The organism is Pseudaestuariivita rosea, assembly GCF_017592335.1.
GTDB classification, from domain to species: Bacteria; Pseudomonadota; Alphaproteobacteria; order Rhodobacterales; family Rhodobacteraceae; genus Parasulfitobacter; species Parasulfitobacter rosea.
In genome coordinates this window covers 22,199-41,602 of the sequence record NZ_JACNMP010000029.1, presented here as the reverse complement: position 1 = coordinate 41,602, position 19,404 = coordinate 22,199, and the positions used below count along the sequence as shown (strand labels likewise).

General features: G+C 55.6%; 22 protein-coding genes. 7 read left to right on the top strand and 15 right to left on the bottom strand.

Going from position 1 to position 19,404, the window contains the following annotated elements; all coding sequences use genetic code 11:
* Positions 1–230 precede the first annotated feature (230 nt).
* Positions 231–1,328, top strand: a complete 1,098-nt coding sequence (locus H7848_RS15810; RefSeq protein ID WP_208353373.1) for a glycerol dehydrogenase — start codon at positions 231–233, stop codon at positions 1,326–1,328.
* A gap of 95 nt (positions 1,329–1,423) precedes the next feature.
* Here the strand turns inward: H7848_RS15810 and H7848_RS15805 are convergent, their stop codons facing one another.
* The 3 genes from H7848_RS15805 to H7848_RS15795 all read right to left on the bottom strand — a co-directional run bounded on the left by H7848_RS15805 (position 1,424) and on the right by H7848_RS15795 (position 3,934).
* Entirely contained in the window at positions 1,424–2,419 is a 996-nt protein-coding gene (locus tag H7848_RS15805; protein ID WP_208353372.1) for a GSU2403 family nucleotidyltransferase fold protein, read from the bottom strand.
* Positions 2,420–2,981: 562 nt separating this feature from the next.
* Positions 2,982–3,416: a type II secretion system major pseudopilin GspG gene (gene gspG / locus H7848_RS15800; protein WP_208353370.1), complete on the bottom strand. Its 435-nt coding sequence runs from the start codon at positions 3,414–3,416 to the stop codon at positions 2,982–2,984.
* On the bottom strand, positions 3,416–3,934 hold the full coding sequence (locus tag H7848_RS15795; protein WP_208353368.1) for a prepilin peptidase: 519 nt from the start codon (positions 3,932–3,934) through the stop codon (positions 3,416–3,418). The genes gspG and H7848_RS15795 overlap by 1 nt, the downstream gene beginning before the upstream one ends.
* On the opposite strand from H7848_RS15795, the gene H7848_RS15790 reads away from it, so the two are divergent.
* Positions 3,933–4,658, top strand: a complete 726-nt coding sequence (locus H7848_RS15790) for a hypothetical protein (RefSeq protein WP_208353366.1) — start codon at positions 3,933–3,935, stop codon at positions 4,656–4,658. The two genes, H7848_RS15795 and H7848_RS15790, sit on opposite strands and share 2 nt — an antisense overlap.
* A gap of 837 nt (positions 4,659–5,495) precedes the next feature.
* Here H7848_RS15790 and H7848_RS15785 read toward each other — a convergent pair.
* The 3 genes from H7848_RS15785 to H7848_RS15775 form a co-directional block, all read right to left on the bottom strand.
* Positions 5,496–5,672 carry a hypothetical protein gene (locus H7848_RS15785; RefSeq protein WP_208353363.1) on the bottom strand — a complete coding sequence of 59 codons (177 nt, stop codon included), beginning with the start codon at positions 5,670–5,672 and terminating at the stop codon, positions 5,496–5,498.
* 262 nt (positions 5,673–5,934) lie between these two features.
* Complete coding sequence (locus H7848_RS15780) at positions 5,935–6,204, bottom strand: head-tail connector protein (protein WP_208353361.1); 270 nt, start codon at positions 6,202–6,204, stop codon at positions 5,935–5,937.
* Entirely contained in the window at positions 6,201–6,554 is a 354-nt protein-coding gene (locus H7848_RS15775) for a hypothetical protein (protein ID WP_208353358.1), read from the bottom strand. The genes H7848_RS15780 and H7848_RS15775 overlap by 4 nt, the downstream gene beginning before the upstream one ends.
* Before the next feature lie 206 nt (positions 6,555–6,760).
* Between H7848_RS15775 and tig the strand changes: the two genes are divergently transcribed.
* Both tig and H7848_RS15765 read left to right on the top strand, forming a co-directional pair.
* Positions 6,761–8,092 carry a trigger factor gene (gene tig, locus H7848_RS15770; RefSeq protein WP_208353354.1) on the top strand — a complete coding sequence of 444 codons (1,332 nt, stop codon included), beginning with the start codon at positions 6,761–6,763 and terminating at the stop codon, positions 8,090–8,092.
* 160 nt (positions 8,093–8,252) lie between these two features.
* The gene (locus tag H7848_RS15765) at positions 8,253–8,645 is read left to right on the top strand and encodes a c-type cytochrome (RefSeq protein ID WP_208353352.1); all 393 of its coding nucleotides are present in this window, start codon (positions 8,253–8,255) and stop codon (positions 8,643–8,645) included.
* A gap of 48 nt (positions 8,646–8,693) precedes the next feature.
* Here the strand turns inward: H7848_RS15765 and H7848_RS15760 are convergent, their stop codons facing one another.
* On the bottom strand, positions 8,694–9,152 hold the full coding sequence (locus H7848_RS15760; RefSeq protein ID WP_208353349.1) for a flavodoxin family protein: 459 nt from the start codon (positions 9,150–9,152) through the stop codon (positions 8,694–8,696).
* A 91-nt stretch (positions 9,153–9,243) separates the two neighbouring features.
* Positions 9,244–9,930 (bottom strand): D-lyxose/D-mannose family sugar isomerase, encoded by a 687-nt coding sequence (locus H7848_RS15755; protein WP_208353347.1) that lies wholly within the window; start codon positions 9,928–9,930, stop codon positions 9,244–9,246.
* Positions 9,931–10,007: 77 nt separating this feature from the next.
* On the opposite strand from H7848_RS15755, the gene H7848_RS15750 reads away from it, so the two are divergent.
* Positions 10,008–10,346 (top strand): hypothetical protein, encoded by a 339-nt coding sequence (locus H7848_RS15750; protein ID WP_208353344.1) that lies wholly within the window; start codon positions 10,008–10,010, stop codon positions 10,344–10,346.
* 100 nt (positions 10,347–10,446) lie between these two features.
* Here the strand turns inward: H7848_RS15750 and H7848_RS15745 are convergent, their stop codons facing one another.
* A complete protein-coding gene (locus H7848_RS15745; protein ID WP_208353342.1) occupies positions 10,447–11,226 on the bottom strand; it encodes a gamma-glutamyl-gamma-aminobutyrate hydrolase family protein in 780 nt (259 codons plus the stop codon).
* A 111-nt stretch (positions 11,227–11,337) separates the two neighbouring features.
* Positions 11,338–11,664: a heat shock protein HspQ gene (hspQ, locus tag H7848_RS15740; protein ID WP_208353340.1), complete on the bottom strand. Its 327-nt coding sequence runs from the start codon at positions 11,662–11,664 to the stop codon at positions 11,338–11,340.
* Between the two features lie 81 nt (positions 11,665–11,745).
* On the opposite strand from hspQ, the gene H7848_RS15735 reads away from it, so the two are divergent.
* Complete coding sequence (locus H7848_RS15735) at positions 11,746–12,627, top strand: AEC family transporter (protein ID WP_208353339.1); 882 nt, start codon at positions 11,746–11,748, stop codon at positions 12,625–12,627.
* A 76-nt stretch (positions 12,628–12,703) separates the two neighbouring features.
* Positions 12,704–13,297, top strand: a complete 594-nt coding sequence (locus H7848_RS15730; RefSeq protein ID WP_208353337.1) for a transglycosylase SLT domain-containing protein — start codon at positions 12,704–12,706, stop codon at positions 13,295–13,297.
* A gap of 566 nt (positions 13,298–13,863) precedes the next feature.
* On the opposite strand, the gene H7848_RS15725 is transcribed toward H7848_RS15730, so the two are convergent.
* The 5 genes from H7848_RS15725 to dacB all read right to left on the bottom strand — a co-directional run bounded on the left by H7848_RS15725 (position 13,864) and on the right by dacB (position 19,377).
* Positions 13,864–14,829 (bottom strand): ABC transporter ATP-binding protein, encoded by a 966-nt coding sequence (locus tag H7848_RS15725; protein WP_208353335.1) that lies wholly within the window; start codon positions 14,827–14,829, stop codon positions 13,864–13,866.
* On the bottom strand, positions 14,826–15,806 hold the full coding sequence (locus H7848_RS15720; RefSeq protein WP_208353333.1) for an ABC transporter ATP-binding protein: 981 nt from the start codon (positions 15,804–15,806) through the stop codon (positions 14,826–14,828). Before H7848_RS15720 ends, H7848_RS15725 begins: the two co-directional genes overlap by 4 nt.
* Positions 15,806–16,732, bottom strand: coding sequence for an ABC transporter permease (locus H7848_RS15715; protein WP_237072792.1), 927 nt, complete (start codon positions 16,730–16,732; stop codon positions 15,806–15,808). The genes H7848_RS15720 and H7848_RS15715 overlap by 1 nt, the downstream gene beginning before the upstream one ends.
* Before the next feature lie 37 nt (positions 16,733–16,769).
* Entirely contained in the window at positions 16,770–17,789 is a 1,020-nt protein-coding gene (locus H7848_RS15710; protein ID WP_208353379.1) for an ABC transporter permease, read from the bottom strand.
* A gap of 103 nt (positions 17,790–17,892) precedes the next feature.
* Positions 17,893–19,377, bottom strand: coding sequence for a D-alanyl-D-alanine carboxypeptidase/D-alanyl-D-alanine endopeptidase (dacB, locus tag H7848_RS15705; protein WP_208353329.1), 1,485 nt, complete (start codon positions 19,375–19,377; stop codon positions 17,893–17,895).
* Between the last annotated feature and the right edge of the window lie 27 nt (positions 19,378–19,404).

Here is a 19,404-nt window from a genome sequence, read left to right as displayed (position 1 = left end):
CGAGACGCCGCCGAACGCACGATAGAGGCAACATGGCGCAGGATCGGTAAGCTGCTCGACCGCTTCACCCCGCAGGAATGTGCGAATTACCTTGTCAACTCAGGATACGCTTCAACCTGATCTCATCTTGCTCTAGTATCCCAAAATGGGCACCTTAAATGAAAATCGAACGCTCCATAAAGTGAGACCAAAAACACCAATGAGATTGAATAAGAAAAGGACAGACTGATATGTTGACGACTGCAATATTTCCAGGCCGCTATGTGCAAGGCGCCCATGCCTTGTCTATTTTAGGAGAGGAAGCGGCGCGCTTTGGTACCCGGCCACTGGTTGTCGAGGATGCTTTTGTTGTCAATCATCTGCATGATAGCGTGACAGCAGCGCTTGCTGACATGCCCGCAGCCACTTTTGAGCAATTTGGTGGAGAATGTTCTCAAAATGAAATTGATCAGTTAGTTGAGCAAGGCCGTAAAGCCTCCTGCGATGTGGTCATTGGGATAGGTGGTGGCAAAACACTTGATGCATCCAAGGCCGCCGCCCATGCGTTAGAATGTCCGATTATCATTATTCCGACTATCGCCTCAACCGATGCTCCCTGCAGCGCACTTTCTGTCATCTATACCTCTGAAGGGGCGTTCGAGCGCTATCTGATCCTGCCTCGAAACCCTGATGTCGTATTGGTCGATACTGCTATTATTGCACGGGCACCGGTACGCTTTCTTGTGGCCGGTATTGGTGATGCGCTTTCAACATGGTTTGAGGCGGAATCCTGTCAGATTAAGCGTGCCAGCAATATGACCGGTCGACCTGGCCCAATGAGCGCCCATGCGCTGGCGGGTCTGTGTTATGACACCATTCTCGAATATGGCATGCTTGCAAAGGCTGCAGTTGAGGCGCAAAGCGTCACGCCCGCGCTGGAGCACGTTGTTGAAGCGAACACTTTGCTCTCAGGCCTGGGCTTTGAAAGCGGCGGCCTTGCAGCCTGTCATGCGATACACAACGGACTGACCGTCCTGAAACAGACACATGACTACTGGCATGGCGAGAAGGTTGCGATCGGTGTTCTGGCAGCATTGTTTCTAACAGGCAAACCAACGGCTCAGATAGATGAAGTGTTCACATTCTGTGCGTCTGTTGGTCTGCCTACGACACTTGCCGACCTCGGTCTGAAGGATGTCACAGATGAACAACTGATGCAGGTCGCTGAAGGTGCCTGTGCCCCTGGGGAAACGATCCATAATGAACCAGTCGAGGTGTCCCCAGAAGCCGTTTTCTGGGCCCTTCGTACAATGGATGTAGAAGGACGGCGCCGAGCCACCATGGCATGATATAAGATATGTTACAACAATGGGAGGGCGTGACGAACTTATCGGGAGTTGATATGGACCATGGGTGCAATCTGTTTTGTCAGTCGAATAAAGTTCTATCCTCTCATTTCGATTATCGCGGCGACATCAGGGCGCTGCTTCAGTGAGGCTTGTATAGCTTGCTGCCATTTCGAACCGCGGGACATTGCATCATTGAAGGCGGTTTGCAATTCATAGGGCCGTGCCTCGGCCAGAACTTCAACCAGGGCCGCCGCCTGTTGCAGGTCTTTTTGCGATTTTGCACGATGCGTCCCGGTGCGTGCGGATGCGACAATCAGCTTGTGGATTGCATAACGTTCAGGCGCCGGGATGCGAACCAGGATGCCCTCACGATACAGCACGACCGCCTCAATCGGATCAGTCAAACTGAACTCCAGATAGGGCAACGCCTGCGCCCACACGCCAAGCCCCTTATGATGCACAATCGCTTCGCCGCCCCGTTGCCGTGGCGTCAGAATATCCAGAACCGTGCCGTCCTGCATCGACCACCGCACCGGGTGCTTTTCCATCGGGCTTGCGACCGGCTGCAACCCAATCGCATCAATCGGGTTGAACAGGCTGATCTGCGCATCAGTGATGATGCTGACCGATCGCGTTGCAGCAACATCCACATCCTCGGTCATGGCCAGGGCATCCTTTAGCCGAACCCCAAGTTCAAGCGCATAAAGCCCGAAAGCATGGGTGCCCGCCAGCACACCGCCTTTCTCAAACAAACCGGTACGGGACAGTGCGTTGATCAGCTTGCCCGTCCCGATGGCAGGAACAGGCAGACGCGCGGCACGCAGCTGCGCAACAAGGGCACTGACCTCTTGGCGCCAGGCTTGTAAATCGTCCTGCTGGCGCTTGATGACCTCAACCCGTTTCCGATTTTCGGGCGTGTCCGGACCAATCCGGCGTTCCAGCACACGGTCGCCCATCCGCTGACGGGCCACCCAATAGCCATCCCTGGTTTGCAAAAGGCTGCCCTCTAGATCGGGCACCGGCCTGCGGCGATGGCGGTCCAGCACATCCTGATAGGTGGTCTGCAGCCCAAGCGGAATCGTTTCGATCATGAATACTCCTTTGCCTACACAAATATTTTTTCCGTGTAGGTAAAGCAAGGGCTGATCCTGTCCAAAAATCCAAGGCCAGCTCTAAAATGCCACTCTAGCCGAAAAATAAATGCAATATCTCATACAGCAATGTCGATATATGCTTCGATTGTTTAACTCTTTATACTTTAAGCTATTGATTTAAATCATATTTGTTGATGATCTAACCAATGGAATTCCAAAACTGCACTTTTCTCAGCACTTTGAAACACCTGAATTTTCCATTTACGTGAAAAAATCTCTGACTGAGAGAAGCACGGGTCTAGGGCTGCTGCTGTTCCAAGTTTTACCCTCCCCCCCATGACAGAAATGCCGCCGATCATCTCAAAAAGCCTTTGATCTGCAGCTGTCTAGTCTTAGTCAAATAGTCTAGCTGTACACGATACTGGTTGGGATCTGGCCACAACAGACTGTCTTGTCCTGTCTTTTCTTTTATCTGTCATTGTCTCTGTCGTAGCGGAAGTCCGAAAGTGTCTTGAACTGTCCGAATCTGTCCGATGGACACTTCAGGACAGTTTTTAGATCAAAAGCTTACATCCGTATCTTCGCCCGTACCGCCGCGGGACCCGTCACGGCCCAAAGATTGGATCGTGAACGCCCCTTGCCCTGTCGGTTCTTCATATACATAATCCCGCCCCCACGGATCAACCAGTGCATCCGCAGTCGGCATATAGGGGCCCTGCCACGCAGCCTCGCCTGCGGGGGCATTAACCAGCACACCCAAGCCTTCGGACGTCGTCGGATAGCGGCCCATGTCAATATAGAACAGCTGCACCGCCTCGCCCAGGTTTTTCACCTGCAGCTCGGCCGTCTCGGTTTTGGCCCGACCCAGATACCCCACCAGTCGCGGACCAACCACAGCGGCGATCAACGCAATAATCGACAGAACAATCAGCACCTCAAGAATAGTGGCCCCGGCCCTGCGACCCATCTTCTGCAAGGGTTTGACAATGCGCATCAAGAAACTCCTGTCAGCCAAACGGCCCATGCCGAAAAACAAAGAAACGGCCCAAAAGCGACCGCCGATTGCTGCGACCCCTGAAATTGACCGCCCTTAAGTACAGCATTTATCAAAAGCATGCCGATGCCCGCAATGGCCGCCGCGAAAACAACCCAGATTGTGCCGTAAAAACCCACCCAGGCCGCGATGCCCGCGATCAGCTTCACATCGCCAAACCCCAGGCCATCCCATCCGCGATAGCGCCGATAAAACGCAGCCACAGCCCAAAACAGCGCGGCCCACAGCACAGCGCCTGCCACATGCCAAACCAAAACACCCGCGCCATACGCAACGGCCAGCCCGGTCACAAACAGGAACAGACTGGCCAGATCCGGGATCTCGAACCGTTCGAAATCCACCACGCTGGCCCAGATCAGACACGCCCCCAGCACCACACTGAACCACGGGCCCTGCAGCACCGCGAATGCGCCTGCATAAACAACACCATGCAATAAAATCAGAACAGGTCGCGACATGATTTCCAAAAGCCGTTCAATCCGCTATCCAAGTGCCATGTCACAGACCCCTTGGAAAGCCAAAAACCGCGCTGGTTTTGCCCTTGTCACCGTACTGTTTTCACTGGCAGTACTGACCGTGCTGCTGGCCGTGGCCAGCGAACGCACCATGACCCGCCTGCAAGAGGCATCGCTGGACCGCCAGGTCGCGCTGACCGGCCACACCAACCGCGACACATTGCGCCTGTCGATGGCGCTGCTGACCAACAACCAGCCCCCTGCGACTGAAGACATCCGGTTCCAGGATGTCGGTGGCCTGATCGATCTGAACACCGCCTCCCCTGACCTGCTGGAGTTACTCTTCGACGATCTAACCGAAACCAGCGCTGACCGCGACGCCGCCCTGCGCGCTTATCGTGACTGGCGCCGTCTGGGGCGCCGCCTGATCCGGGTCGAGGATCTGCCCCGCATCACCGGCCTGCCCTGGCAGGTCACCACACGCCTGCACCAGATCGCGACCGTTCAGTCCGGCCGGACCGGCATCGCCCCCGATGTGGCTCCTCTGGCTGTGCTGGAACTGGTCACAAGCCAGACCGGCACACGCGATCAACTGTCCGAACTCGTCGCTCCTGCCTTTTCCACACCACCCTCAAACGCCAATTACGTGATCTACAGAGATGGCCGCCTGATCGGCGCCGTCCACGCGCCCCAGGGCGGCACCCCCCGCATTCTGTCCAGTCAGTAAAGCCCAGACTTCACTAAGAAGCTTGATAATATAACAATTCTCAATCCAGCCCAACAACTGGCTCATAGAGTTTTCTGTAGGGGCAACATCGATCAGTGCCTCACCTTGCGCAAAAATTCCGAAGTCTCTGACTTGGTTCTGCTGTAACTTTATATAGGCGCCATTGAAGCCGTTGCCAAAAAGGTCAAACTGATGATGCGATGACTTGGCAGGCGGCAGCGCTGAATAATCTGCCTTCAACAGCTTCCTTTCCTCTCTGTGCCATTTCAAAAATCCTCAATATCTGTCTTGCTCTTTGGTGAGTCTCTGAGCAGAAGGCATAGGACGACTGCCCACGAGCGCGCGGCTCCTGGCAGTCCCTATGCCTCCAGCGTCTAGAGCCTGCTCTTCGGAGCCGTCCCTTCGCTTTTGGCCCAACTGGTCATGCGCTTCTGCCAGTTGGTTGGTTGCTGCTTGCGACACCTGAGCGCGGTGCCGGGGATCGGGCCTCAACCTTTCGGACTGCCCTCTGCATCTGATCCCGCCCGTGGTATGCAATCACCCGTGGCGCCACCGTTGTTAGCCCGGTCCACCACATCTGCCCTGCGTTGCTTCGGCGCGCAGGGGCGCCTTATTCTTCACCTCTCTCTATGGTTCGATTGTCTCGGCGCGCGCAAAACATTCGCGCACCCGTTGAAGTGCGATTTGCCACTGTCTTTAGGATCCTTTTCTCGAGAGTGACTTTTTCTATTCAATTTCGACACAGTCCGAAGAAAGGCTCCCTCTCCGGTCCCAGAGCCAGCCCCCTTTTTGATCCAACCACCCCCACCCACTCCACTGGATAGGGTGGGTATGGTGTTACTTGTTGGCCGGATGGTTCGGATCGATGGGCCACCCATCTGCCCCGCGTTCCTCGGAATAGCCTCGCAGCTCAGCCCGTTGCTTTTGCCTGTCGTGATGATGCGGACAGAGCGTCTGCAGGTTCGTCCGATCCCAAAAGAGCTTTGGGTCACCCGCAAATGCCTCGTTCCGCATCGGCACGACCGTTTGCTGGGCAGGCTTGCGCCCTTTTCTTGCCGTGACATCGGTGTGTCATCGGTAAGACGAATGCCGTCAGACTGCCCAAAGGCATCACGCACCAAGCGGCGCATGATCTGCATCTGCTTTTTGCTGGGTTTCCAGTTCTTCCAATGGCCGCGCTTGGCCATGTCAGCTGCGAATTTACGCTCCCATTCTGTAGCGGCGTTCTCAGACAATGGGCGCATGTGCCATAGCAATTCTTCAACGCAATGCCCCGTCATAGCGCCACCCCGCGATACCTAGCGCTGACCCACGCGATATGCGGCGATGCGGACGGGCCCCTGGCGTCCATCGGTGACCGGCCGTCATAGTGAAGCGCGGCCTGGTCCATCAGCGCCTCAGACAGATCGGCAGGAATATCTGCGGTCGTCAGGCCAAACCCGGCGGTGTATTCAACGGTCATGTCCATCGAGATCAACGCGTGGAAATCTGACGTCCAATGGACTAGACAAAAGGCAACTCTGCGCTCAGCGACGTGCATCTTCATGCAGCGATCTCAATTTCGGTGATATGCCTGCGGAACGCCATCTGATCGGCAAATGGCAGCGCCTCATAGGCCGCCAGAGCGTAGGCTTTGCGTTCGGTATTGGTCGCCATCTCGGCCCACCACCGGGCGTCTTGCATAGGATTGAGGAAGGTGGGCAGCGGATCGCCAGCGGGGGTTAGAACGGCCTCGGTGACCAGCTCGGCCTGTTCGGGTGTGTCCAGAGACTGAAGCGCAGCCCAGGCCAGGGCGGCGCGTTCTTCAACAGTCAGCCGCGCCATTGCGAGGGCTGCGAAAGCCGTCCAGCCCTCAAAATCACCCGTCGTCAGGCAATAGCCCAAAACACGCGACATGCGCTTATGGTTGGGCTTGATGTATTTGGATATGGTCGATATTCGGTTTTTCGCAGGTTCACGTTGCGTTTTCGCTTTGTCTTGCGAAACTTTTTCGCTATCTGCTTGATCCGCTGTGGAGTTCGTGGAATTTAGGTTCTGGCGCCGCAAGGCGTGGGGGTTCAAGTCCCTCCACCCGCACCAAATAACGTGAGAAGGATACATAGATGCAGGTCACCGAGACCCTGAACGACGGCCTCAAGCGTGGCTATTCCATCGTCGTCACAGCCAACGAGCTGGACGAGAAAGTCAACGAAAAGCTGGCGGAAGCACAGCCAGACGTCGAAATGAAGGGCTTTCGCAAGGGCAAGGTACCTATGGCGCTGCTGAAAAAGCAGTTCGGTCAACGTCTGTTGGGCGAGGCCATGCAAGAAGCCATCGACGGCGCGATGAACAAGCATTTCGAAGATAGCGGCGACCGCCCCGCCATGCAGCCCGAGGTCAAAATGACCAACGAGGACTGGAAAGAAGGCGACGACGTTCACGTCGACATGAATTACGAGGCCTTGCCAGAAATCCCCGAGGTCGACATGAAGTCGATTTCGCTGGAAAAGCTGGTGGTCAAAGCCGAAGATGAGGCCGTTGACGAGGCGCTGAAAAACCTGGCCGAAACCGCGCAAAGCTTCGATGATCGCAAAAAGGGGTCAAAGGCCAAGGACGGCGATCAGGTTGTGATCGATTTCGTCGGCAAGGTCGATGGCGAGGCCTTTGATGGCGGCGCTGCCGAGGATTATCCGCTGGTTCTGGGCTCAAACAGCTTTATCCCCGGGTTCGAAGATCAGCTGGTCGGCGCGAAAGCGGGTGAAGAGGTCGAGGTCAAAGTGACCTTCCCCGAAGAATACGGCGCCGCTAATCTGGCCGGAAAAGACGCCGTGTTTTCCTGCACCGTCAAAGCGGTCAAGGCCCCCAAAGCGGCCGAGATCGATGATGAACTGGCCACAAAATTCGGGGCCGAGGATCTGGCAGGTTTGAAAGGTCAGATCAGCGAACGGCTTGAGGCCGAATATGCCGGTGCCGCCCGCGCGGTGATGAAGCGCGCATTGCTGGATGCCCTGGATGAAAAGGTCAACTTTGATCTGCCTGAATCGCTGGTCAAGGCCGAAGCCGGTCAGATCGCCCATCAGCTGTGGCACGAAGAAAACCCTGATGTCGAAGGGCACGATCACCCTGAAATCGAACCGACCGATGAACATACCAAACTGGCCGAACGCCGCGTGAAGCTGGGCCTTCTGCTGGCCGAGCTGGGCCAGAAGGCGGAAGTTCAGGTCTCAGACGCGGAAATGACGCAAGCGATCATGAACCAGGCGCGTCAGTACCCCGGTCAGGAACGCCAATTTTTTGAGTTTGTTCAGCAAAACGCGCAGATGCAACAGCAAATCCGTGCGCCTTTGTTCGAAGACAAGGTCGTCGATTACGTCTTCGAATTGGCGAAAGTCAAAGAAAAAGAAGTCAGCAAAGACGATCTGCAAAAGGCGATCGAAAAGCTGGAAGAAGAGTAATCTGAAAATCTATATCTTTGAAAAGGCCCCCGTTTGGCGGGCCTTTTTTCTTGCCGGTGCTTTATTGGTCAATTGAAATCTTGCGCCGACGTGATCAGGATCAAAGTTTGTTTTCGGGCACACGCTAGACTGGATCGAAAGCACCAGGATGGAGGACGCTATGCTGATCCGAACACTGATCATACTTGGACTGATGGCAACGGGCGCATCTGCCGAAAGCGTCGAAGCCGGCCGACAGATATTTCTTCAGAATTGCGCAACCTGCCATGGGATAAACGGTCGTGGTGACGGACCAATGACGGGCGCACTGGCCACCCAGCCCCCTGATTTGACACGACTAACCGCGAATAACGAAGGTGTCTTTCCGATGGTGCGCGTGGTTTTCCGCATCGATGGGCGCGACCCGATCACATCGCATGGCGGCCCTATGCCGATGTTTGGCCATATGCTGGACGGGCGCAGTGCAGCACTTGATGCCGAAGACGGCACGCCCATTCTGACCAGCGAAATGATGGTTGATCTGGTCAGCTATCTGCAGACAATGCAGCGATAATATATTTGCAGTGTCCCGGACCTGATCCGGGACCTCATATCATCAACTTCAGGAAAAAGCGTCGGCCAGTTCGGCCACTTGCCGCCCCAGATCACGGGACCGCCGCAGGTTGGTATTGATATCTCCCAAATCATCCGGTTCACCCGGCGCAACCCAGGTCATGCCGTGCCGGCAGGCCAGATCCCAGAACCTTTGCTGCGCTTCTGTTTCAGCTCCGATGGCGGGGGGCACAAAACAGGCGGCGATCTTGTCGCCCCAATATCGCCGAAAACTGTCACGGGTCAGTTTGTTCAGGGGGTCATTGGCTGCATCAGATTCATTTTCAGCCCCGAAGACAATGGCATCAGCAGCATCGAGCGCGCGCCAAGTATCATCGCAGATATCGCCGTCGTGCGGTATTTCACGCACAGTCGCCTCTGCCAGTTCACTGGCGCCTGCTTGAATGGCCTGGGCATGTTGCGCTGTATGGGCGCTGCCCGAAAAATAGATGACTTCTATGCTTGGCATTCCCGAATCCCCTGTCATCAGCCTAGCAACTGCATCTCACAGGGCAAATGTTTGTTTTCAACTTGGCTAAGACCGGCGTGACTTGGCCACATCAGTTGCCCGAAAACCATTTAACATAATCGCTGACCAACAGATGCAGGGGTGCTTCATCCTCATCAATATTGGAAAATCGACCGATCGGATCGCGAAAGATGTTGTCGGTTTCGTCGTCGTTCACCGTCGAGACCTCACCAATCAGCACATCGCCGCCGTCGCCCCAGAAGGCGTGCCAGTCGCCGGGCATCAGCGTCACGCTTTCGCCGGGGGCCAGTTTCAGCACCTCGCCCGCGGCAAAGGGGCGCTTGACCCCGTCGCAAAAGACGGACCCACCCGCGGTTTCGTCAAATCCACCCTGATCATCAGACCCGTAAAGCTGCACCGCCAGCGTCGCACCGCCGCGGTTGATGATGTCTTCGGCCTTGATCACATGCGTGTGCATCGGGCTGATCTGATCCTGACGCGAAATCAGCAGCTTTTCAGCATAACACATGCCGCCGCCGCGCTTTAGGTCCGCCAAAAGACCATTGCGCAGGGTGAACAGAAACAGGCCCATCTGATCAAAATCGCCCGCGCCATAGTCGGTAATATCCCAACCGCAACGACGTTCGATGATCGTTTGCGCCGTGGGGCCCTGAAAATCATCACGCCCCCACCACGCAAAAGGCGGCAAGGCAATGCGATAAGTGCGGATGAACTCAACCGCGTTTTCCATTATCATATTGATTTCGCTGCGTTTCATAAATTCATCATAGTTTTTTCGACGGAAGATGGAATAGGGCCCGTTCAATGATCATAGGACCTAAACAGGAGAAACCTATGAGATATGTTATGATTGCCCTTATGGTTTTCGGGTCATCGGCGGCCGTTCAGGCAGATGACTTTAGACCGCGTGTTCTTGACAGATCGGATGTCATCGAAAATCGCATTGATCGCCGCGAGGACCGGTTTGACCGTCGGGAAGACCGCTTGGATCGTCTTGAAGATCGTGTCGACCGTCGCGAAGATCGGCGCGACGATCGCCCTAACCTGCGTCGTATGGCGGTGGCTGACAGTGTCGAAGATCGGATTGACCGCCGCTATGATCGCGGCCCGCTGGACCGGATCGAAGACCGCCGCGACCGCCGCAACCTGCGTCCTTACCGGTGGCGTGATTAGAGCGTGTCTGCGTTCATTTGCATTCACGCAACGCGCTCTAACCTTTTCGGGTCGCATGTCTTTATGCGCAAAACTGGTACCCACTTTTGCGCGACATGCTCTAAGCCCGCATCAGTGTTTGTGGCGCCCGGCGGTCTGTTGCCCAATCCCGCACTGCCTCTCCGAACGCTTTGAACAGCGGACGGGACACGGGATCGGTCGCAGCGTTCCATTCGGGATGCCACTGCACTGACAAGGTAAAGCCCGGGGCATTCTTGATATAAATCGCCTCGGGCGTGCCGTCGGGCGCATGACCATCAATAACCACGTTGCGCCCGGCGGTCTTGATCCCCTGACCGTGCAAGGTATTCGTCATCACCTTTTGCGACCCCATCAGGCGATGAAACACGCCCCCTTCGGTGAATGTCACACAGTGGCGCAGGGCAAACTTTTCTTCCAGCGTCCCATCGGGCGGCATGCGGTGATTATCCCGCCCCGGCAGATCGCGGATTTCGGGATATAATGTGCCGCCCATGGCGACGTTGACCTCTTGAAAACCACGACAAACGCCCAGAAACGGCTGCCCGCGTTCAACACAGGCCCGTACCAACGGCAGGGTGATCGCATCGCGTGCCCGGTCAAAGGCGCCATGGGCCTCGGTCTCGGGCTCACCATATTCATTGGGGTGCACATTGGGCCGACCACCAGTCAGCAGAAAGCCATCGCAGACCTCAAGCAGTTCTTCGACATCGACCAACGCGGGATCGGATGGAATAACCATCGGAATGGCATCCGACACCTGACTGACAGCCTCAGAGTTCATGGTGCCGCCCGCATGGGCAGGGTATTCGTCATTGATCAGATAGCTGTTGCCAATGATACCAACGATCGGGCGTGTCATCGAATCCTCAATATATGTCTGAACCGTTCCATACATATAATGCGATAAGAAAGCGTGAAAGTCCGATTTACGGCAGACACCCCCTTGCGCAAATGCACAAAACGGGTGGGATCAGTTCAGCTGAAAATGAACAGAATAGCTGCCGTCTTCGAAATGGCCAAACAGCTCGGGCAGATCGGGGTGTGTCACCGGTTCGCCGGAATAATCCGCCACAAGGTTCTGTTCCGACACATAGGCCACATAATAGCTTTGATCGTTTTCAGCCAGTAAATGATAGAACGGCTGATCCTTTTCAGGCCGGCTTTCTTCGGGAATGGCATCATACCATTCTTCGGTATTCGAAAATTCAGGGTCCACATCAAAGATAACCCCGCGAAACGGATGTTTGCGGTGGCGGACAACTTGCCCAAGGTTATATTTGGCGCGTGTTTGCAACATAATAGACAGCCCTATACAGGATATCTAGACCTATCAATGCCCAGAGTCCACATTTGAGCCATCACATAGCGGAAACAGTTTGTGAACATCGTCCTTACAGTTCTTGAGGTTACGGCCCCCGTTTTTCTATTGGCTTTGATCGGCTTTATTTGGGTCAAACTGGGGTTTGAATACAGAGTTGAATTTGTCACACGGCTTGCGATGACGCTATCGGTGCCGTGTCTGATTTTTGTCGCGCTCATGCAAACCAGGATCGACCCCCAGGCGCTGACGGCGCTTTCCCTGGCCTCGGCCGTGGCCTATGGCGTTGTGACCATCGTGTTCTTTGGCCTTGTCTTGGTGGCCAAACTTGATCGCCGCACGTATCTTGCGCCGCTGATCATGGGAAATACTGGCAACCTTGGCTTGCCGTTGGCGCTTTTTGCGTTTGGCGACACGGGGCTTAGCTATGCTGTCGTGGTTTTCGCGGTCATGGCAATCTATTCCTTTACCTTCGGCGTGTGGTTGGTGTCGGGCGGAGGATCTGTGCTGAAGGTCATTCGCGAACCGATTGTCGGCGCGACGCTTTTGGGCGCGGTCTTTCTTTGGCAGGGGTGGCAGACGCCCCGGTTTCTGACCAACGCGCTGGATCTGATCGGTCAGATGGCCATTCCCATCATGCTGATTACCCTGGGCGTCGCCATCGCCCGGTTGCACCCCGGTCGGCTGACGCGCGCGATCTGGTTGTCGGTCGTAAAAGCCATCCTGTGCGCGGCCATTGCCTGGGGCGTGGGTCTGTGGCTGGCGCTGGATTCCGTCGCGCTGGCCGTTCTGGTGCTGCAACTTGCCACGCCGGTTGCCGTCACATCTTACCTTCTGGCTGAAAAATACGGAGCCGATGCAGATGCCGTCGCGGGGCTTGTCGTTGTTTCAACCCTGCTATCGGTGATCACAATTCCGATTTTGTTAGTATTTTTGATCTAACCCCACCGGAAATAGGCTTTTCGGCAGGGGGTGTTTTCGGGTACCCTGTCAAAAAACAAAGAATGACGAGAGGCAGATGAGCAGAACGCTTCGCGCAATGATGGTCCTGTTGCTGGTGTCCGGATGCGGCGGCGGTGGCAGCGATAACTTTTCCGCGCCCCGAAACCTGGATGATGCCTGCAGCATCGTGGACGAACGCCCCAATTATCTGCGCGCCATGCAGCAGACACAGCGCAAATGGGGCGTGCCGGTGCATGTGCAGATGGCCACGATCTATCAGGAAAGCAAATTCATCGGCAACGCGCGCACGCCGCTGCAGTATTCACTGGGTGTGATCCCGATGGGTCGTCAAAGTTCGGCCTATGGCTATTCGCAGGCGCTGGATGGCACATGGGATGAATACCGCCAGGAGCAGGGCCGGTCCCGCGCCCGCCGGGATAGCATCGACGATGCAACGGATTTCATGGGCTGGTACATGAACAAAACGCGCGATCGAAACGGCATCGCCCTGACCGACGCCCGCAATCAGTATCTGGCCTATCACGAAGGTCACACCGGCTTTGCCCGTGGCAGCTACTACAGCAAATCCTGGCTGCTGCGCGTCGCGAACGAGGTCGAATCCCGCGCGTTGGTCTACCAGCTGCAACTGCGAAGCTGCGGCTATTCTTGATTTTTGGAACCCCGCGCAGTCCCGGACTTGATCCGGGACCTCTTGCTAGAGCGTTATCCTAAAAACCTGCAACGCTGTATTCGCCCATCTTGCCCGGTGGACACCACCGGGCAGCGCCCGACCCGCCCCCCAGGGCGGGCGCTTGTCTCGCACCCACCCTCGGGCCGGTCGCTGCCCTCGGCTCCTAAACACATTTCAGGTTTTTAGAACGATGCTCGGCCATACTCATAACCGGCAAAACCATCCCACTTGGCCAAACACGACAGCCACTGCACCTGATCGATATGTTTATGAACGTCTTAACAGACCCCAAAAAGGGTTAACCCGGCCCGAAAGTTGCCAGAACCCGACCCTTGCGGGTGCATTGACAGCCCGTTTTGTACGTTCGGGAATCGTACAAAACCTGCGTACAAAACGTACGTTTTGTGACAAACGCCGAAGGTCGCTTTGCCGAAAACCCCGAAAATGTGCAATTTGCACATGTATTTCCGGCCAAAATTCCAACCGCACATTGGTTTAACTTTCATGACGTTGCGTCGGATCAGGCCGATGCTGAATAATCCTTTTTATTCAGCAAGATGGCAGGCCACGCGTGACCCGCCGACCTGACGTATCTTTGGGCGTTCCGCCTTGCAGCGATCCACCGCAATCGGGCAGCGCGGGTGAAAGGCACACCCCGACGGCGGGTTGATCGGATCGGGAATTTCGCCCTTGGGCGGCTCAACCTCGCGCCCGAAACCATCCATTTTCGGCGCGGCAGCCAGCAGCATCTGCGTATAGGGATGCCTGGGGTTTTCGAACAGATCGCCCGGTGCGGCCTCTTCCACCAGACGACCCAGATAGAGCACCCCGATCTTGTCGGCCATATGCTGCACGACCGTTAAGTCATGGCTAATAAACAGATAAGTCAGGCCAAATTCGTCTTTCAGATCACTCATCAGGTTCAAAACCTGTGCCTGAACCGACACATCCAGGGCCGAGGTCGGCTCATCACAGACAATTAGTTTCGGTTCGGATGACAGGGCGCGGGCGATACAAATCCGTTGCCGCTGCCCGCCGGAAAATTCATGTGGATATTTGTCGGCATCTTCGGCCGACAGACCCACTTGCTCTAACAGTCTTTCTGCCAGCCCGTTTGTATCTTCGCCCCGCGCCGCCACCGGTTCATTGATGATCGCGCGCACTTTCCACCTAGGGTTCAAACTGGCGTAAGGGTCTTGAAAAATCATCTGAATTTCGCGCCGCGCCTGATCGATTTTCTGCTTGTCCCGCTCAATCGCCAGATCAACTTCACCGATGGTCACATGCCCGTCGGACGGTGGCAAAAGCCCCACGATCATCTTGCCAATCGTCGATTTTCCAGACCCGCTTTCGCCCACCAGCGCATAGGTCGTCTTTTCATCGACATCAAAACTTACATCAGAAACCGCCGTCAGAAATCGCTTGGGCAAGCGTTCCAGCACCCGGTTCAACCAGGGCTTTGAGACATCAAAAATTCGGGTCAGTTCCGAAACCGAGATGAGCGCGCTCATGCAGGGACTTTCTTTTCAATTTCAATAGGATACAAGCAGGCCGCGCGACCGTCTTCCATTGTCGGGGGCGGGTCTATCCGGCAGGCGTCCTGTGCCTTGGGGCAGCGCGGGTTAAACGCACATCCCGCGGGTAGCCGACCCAGACGCGGCATCGATCCTGGGATCTGCCGCAGCCGCTTTTGCCCCTTGGAAGCCAGCGGCGTCGACCCCATCAATCCGTCCGTATAGGGGTGCCGCGGGTTCTGAATCACCTCGCGCACCGGGCCCAGTTCAGCCAAACGCCCGGCGTACATCACCGCCACACGGTCGCAGGCTTCGGCAATCACGCCCATGTCGTGGGTGATCAGCATCACGGCCGTACCCCTTTGACGACAAAGACGTTTCAGCAGCGCGATGATCTGCGCCTGCACCGACACATCCAGCGCGGTTGTGGGCTCATCCGCGATGATCAGCGACGGTTCGGCGCAGAGTGCCAGCGCAATGACAACCCGCTGCCGCATACCGCCGGAAAATTCGTGCGGATAGGAATTCACGCGTTCGGCGGCGGCGGGAATGCCGACCTCTTCCAGGGCCGCAACGGCGCGCTTTTCAGCCTCGGACCGGCTGATATCCAGATGGGTCAGCATCGTTTCCGTCAGCTGATCGCCGATACGTAACAAGGGGTTAAGCGATGTCAGCGGGTCCTGAAACACCATCCCCATGTCCTTGCCCCGCAGCCGGCGCAGTTTTTCCCGTGGCAGATTGTCGATGCGGTTGCCGTTCAGCCAGATTTCGCCCCCCGAAATATGCGCAGGCCTGTTCAAAAGCCCGATCACAGCGTTCCCCGCCATGGATTTACCCGCGCCAGATTCCCCGACAACGCCCAAAATCTCGCCCGCGGCAATATCGTAGCTGACGTTATCGACAGGCCGTAAAACGGCATGGCGCGTGGGAATATCAACCACAAGGTTGCGGATCGATAGAACTGTATTTGACATTAACGCAACCTCGGATTCAGGGCATCGCGCAGCCAGTCACCAAGCAGGTTCACTGACAGGGCCAGTGCAAGTAAGGTCAACGCAGGGAACAATAAAATCCACCATTCGCCAGACAACAGGAAATCCCTGCCCGTGTTGATCAACGTACCCAAAGATGGCTCGGTGGGTGGCGCGCCGACGCCCAGAAAGCTAAGCGTCGCCTCGGCTATGATAGCCAAAGCAAATGAAATCGTTGCGATGACCAAAACCGGATTCAAAACATTTGGCAGAATATGCCAAAGCATTATGGCGCCTCGGCTTCTGCCGATCATGCGGGCGGCTTGAACATATTCTTTGTTTTTTTCGATCAGCGTCGTGCCCCGGACAACGCGTGCGAATTGCACCCAGTCAGAAAGACCGATTGCTATGATTAGCACCCAAATTGCAACTTCGTCCCGATATTGTACGGGGGTAAATCCGCGGGCTATGCCCGATATCAACATTGCAATCAGTATGGATGGAAAGGTCAGCTGAACATCAGCAATTCGCATGATAATGGTGTCAACCCAGCCGCCGACATATCCGGCAATCAGACCTAAAGTGACTCCTAAAACCATGGCAAACAAAACAGCCAGCGACGCCACAAATAACGAAATTCTCATACCATAAAGAATTGTTGAGAAAATATCTCGTCCTTGACCATCAGTCCCTAACCAAAAGGTTTCCCCAGTAAAAGCATTAGGTTGCATGGGCTGTGAAAATCCGTTCATCAGGTTCAGTGTTGACGGATCAAATGGATTATGTGGTGCAATCAACGGTGCGAGTATTGCAGTAAGAACAAGTATCACCGTGACCAAGGTGGATATGATAGCTACGGGCGACCGTCGAAAGCTGTAGACCAGATCGCTGTTCCAGAACGCTGCGCCACGACCGGATTTCGCGGTCATCTTGGAAATGGGCGTGTTCAGTCCGGTGTCTGCCATCTTAATGCCCCCGCGCCGTGCGATCGACCCTTAGGCGGGGATCAATGGCGAAATAAAGAAGGTCAACCACCAGGTTGATGGCCACGAACATCACTGAAATCAGCATCAGATAAGCAGCCATTACCGGGATATCGACGGTTTGGATTGAGTTGATAAACAGCAGTCCAACGCCCGGCCATTGGAACACCGTCTCAGTGATGATGGCAAAGGCGATGATCGATCCCAACTGCAGACCGGTAATGGTGATCACCGGGACCAGGGTGTTTTTCAGAGCATGGCGGAAATTCACGGCCCGCTCGCGCAGACCGCGGGCACGGGCGAAGCGGATATAGTCCTGTCGCAGAACCTCAAGCATTTCTGATCGGACCAGTCGCATGATCAGTGTCATTTGGTAAAGACCAAGGGTGATCGCGGGTAGTATCAGCGCTTTCAGCCCCGATTCAGTCAGAAAACCGGTCGACCATCCCCCGATCTTCACCGTTTCGCCGCGCCCGAAACTGGGCAAACCCAGATCAGTGCTGATCGTCTGACCAAATAGGGTGAACTGCATCCCGACGGAAAAGAAATAAATCAACAGAACACCTATCAGGAAGGTCGGCAGCGATACCCCGATCAATGATATGGTCATGATTGTGTTTGCAGCGAAACCGTCCCTTCGGATGGCGGTGAAAATCCCCAGCATGATCCCGAAAATAATTGCCATGGCGCCTGATACGGCGGCAAGTTCAAGCGTAGCAGGGGCGCGTTCCAGCAGGATTTCCACAACGGGGCGGGATTGGCGGTAACTGACGCCCAGATCCCCTTGGGCCGCACGGGCCAGAAAATTCCAGTATTGCACGACAAAGGGTTGATCCAGGCCAAGTTCAACGCGCAGCCGTTCGATATCGGCCTGCGTGCGTTCTTGTCCCAGAATATTGTCGATCGGATCGCCGACAAATCGGAACATGGCAAAGGCTACCAACCCCACGACCAGCAGGACGATGACAGATTGAACGATGCGTTTGATGATGTAAGCGAGCATTGCGTGGTTTTTCACTGACAGCGCGCCGGGGTCAAGGGCTGCATTGCCCATCCTTTCGGCAATTTTAATTTTGTGATGACGTTTTAATCACTTTTAGCGGTGTCTAGGTCCCATAAACAGCACCCCAACGTTGCATCAGACGTTGTTGCAGATGGCGTGACTTGCGGTTCCAGCCGCGTGAACCCTGTGGCCGGTCCTGCCCGGATGACCGCGCCTGACGGCGTTTGGGCATATCAGCGGTAAAGATGGCAAAGGCCAGTTCGGTGCCATCCGGCGTTGACAGATACCCGCCCAGGCTACTGACAAAATTCAGAGTGCCGGTTTTCGCCTGCACGTTGACAGGATGATTTTTAACGATTTTGTAGTTGGCATCCCGCATGGGGATATTCTTCATCAGGCTGGCCAATGGCCCGTGATGCAGTTTGACAAAGGCTTTGACCATTTCACGCGCTGAAATGCGCGACGCATCCCCAAGGCCCGAATGATCGACAAAGTCGGCGTTGATCCCATAGGTCTGCTTGGCCCAGTCTGACATTTCCCGGGCCGAGGCACGCAGGCTATTGACCGACCCGTTCCGTGTTTTGGTCGCCATCATCCCCAATGACTCGGCTGTTAGATTTGTCGAATATTTCAACATGCCACGGCAAAGTGAGGCCATCGAGGGGCTGCGATTTTCCGCAATCACTGTGCCGCCACTGACTGTTTTTCTGATCGTTGCACGGGGCAGGTACACGCCCAGTTCCTTGGCGACGGCGCGAAATATATCGCCGGCATAGATCTCGGGGTTGCGGACGGGCAGCCATCGCGCGCCGCCGCCGCCCAGGGCTGTGCGTGACACGGTCCAACGCTCGGACTTTTGATCGCGGTTATAAGTATAGACCGGGCGTTTACGATCAACGATCTCCATACGGGACACGGAAACCGCTGGTTTAAACCGTTCCGCAGGCGCCCCCATGATTGTCGTATAGCTTTGGCCCGCCCGTTTCCATTCAAAGTGCACCCGGTTGAAATTCACATTCATCCCGGAAATCGTGGCATTATAGCCATGGTGAGCGGCCTGGTCGCGATCAATCGAATAGACAAAGGGCAGGGCCGTTCCCACCACGTGAAATTTGCCTTGAACCCGACGGATGCCGCGTTTTTTAACACTGGCGGCCATATCCGCCAGATCATCGGTGTTCAGAACCGGATCGCCGCCGCCAACAAGATACAGGTCGCCCTTCAGAACGCCACCCTGGATAGATCCCTTGGTAATAACCCGCGTTTTGAAGCGATATCCGGGCCCGAGAACTGCCAGGGCATAGGCCGCGGTAATGGCCTTGGAGACGCTGGCCGGGGGCAATTCGGCGTTAGGGTTTCGGCTTTCAAGAATGCGGCCGGTTTTCGCGTCAGCAACTGCAAAACCGATATCGCCAGACAGACCGGCCGACCGCACAATTTGATCCAGAGATGCAGCCTGGGATTGCTTGAAACTGATCGGATGCGGTTTGGGGATCGTTGGGCTGCCAAAGTCATTGGCAAAGGCGCCCGACGCCACGCCGGACAAAAGCCCGCCTAGAAAAACCCGTCTTGAAACACCGCGATCCATGAAAGGATAAAAGCGGACTATAGCCGA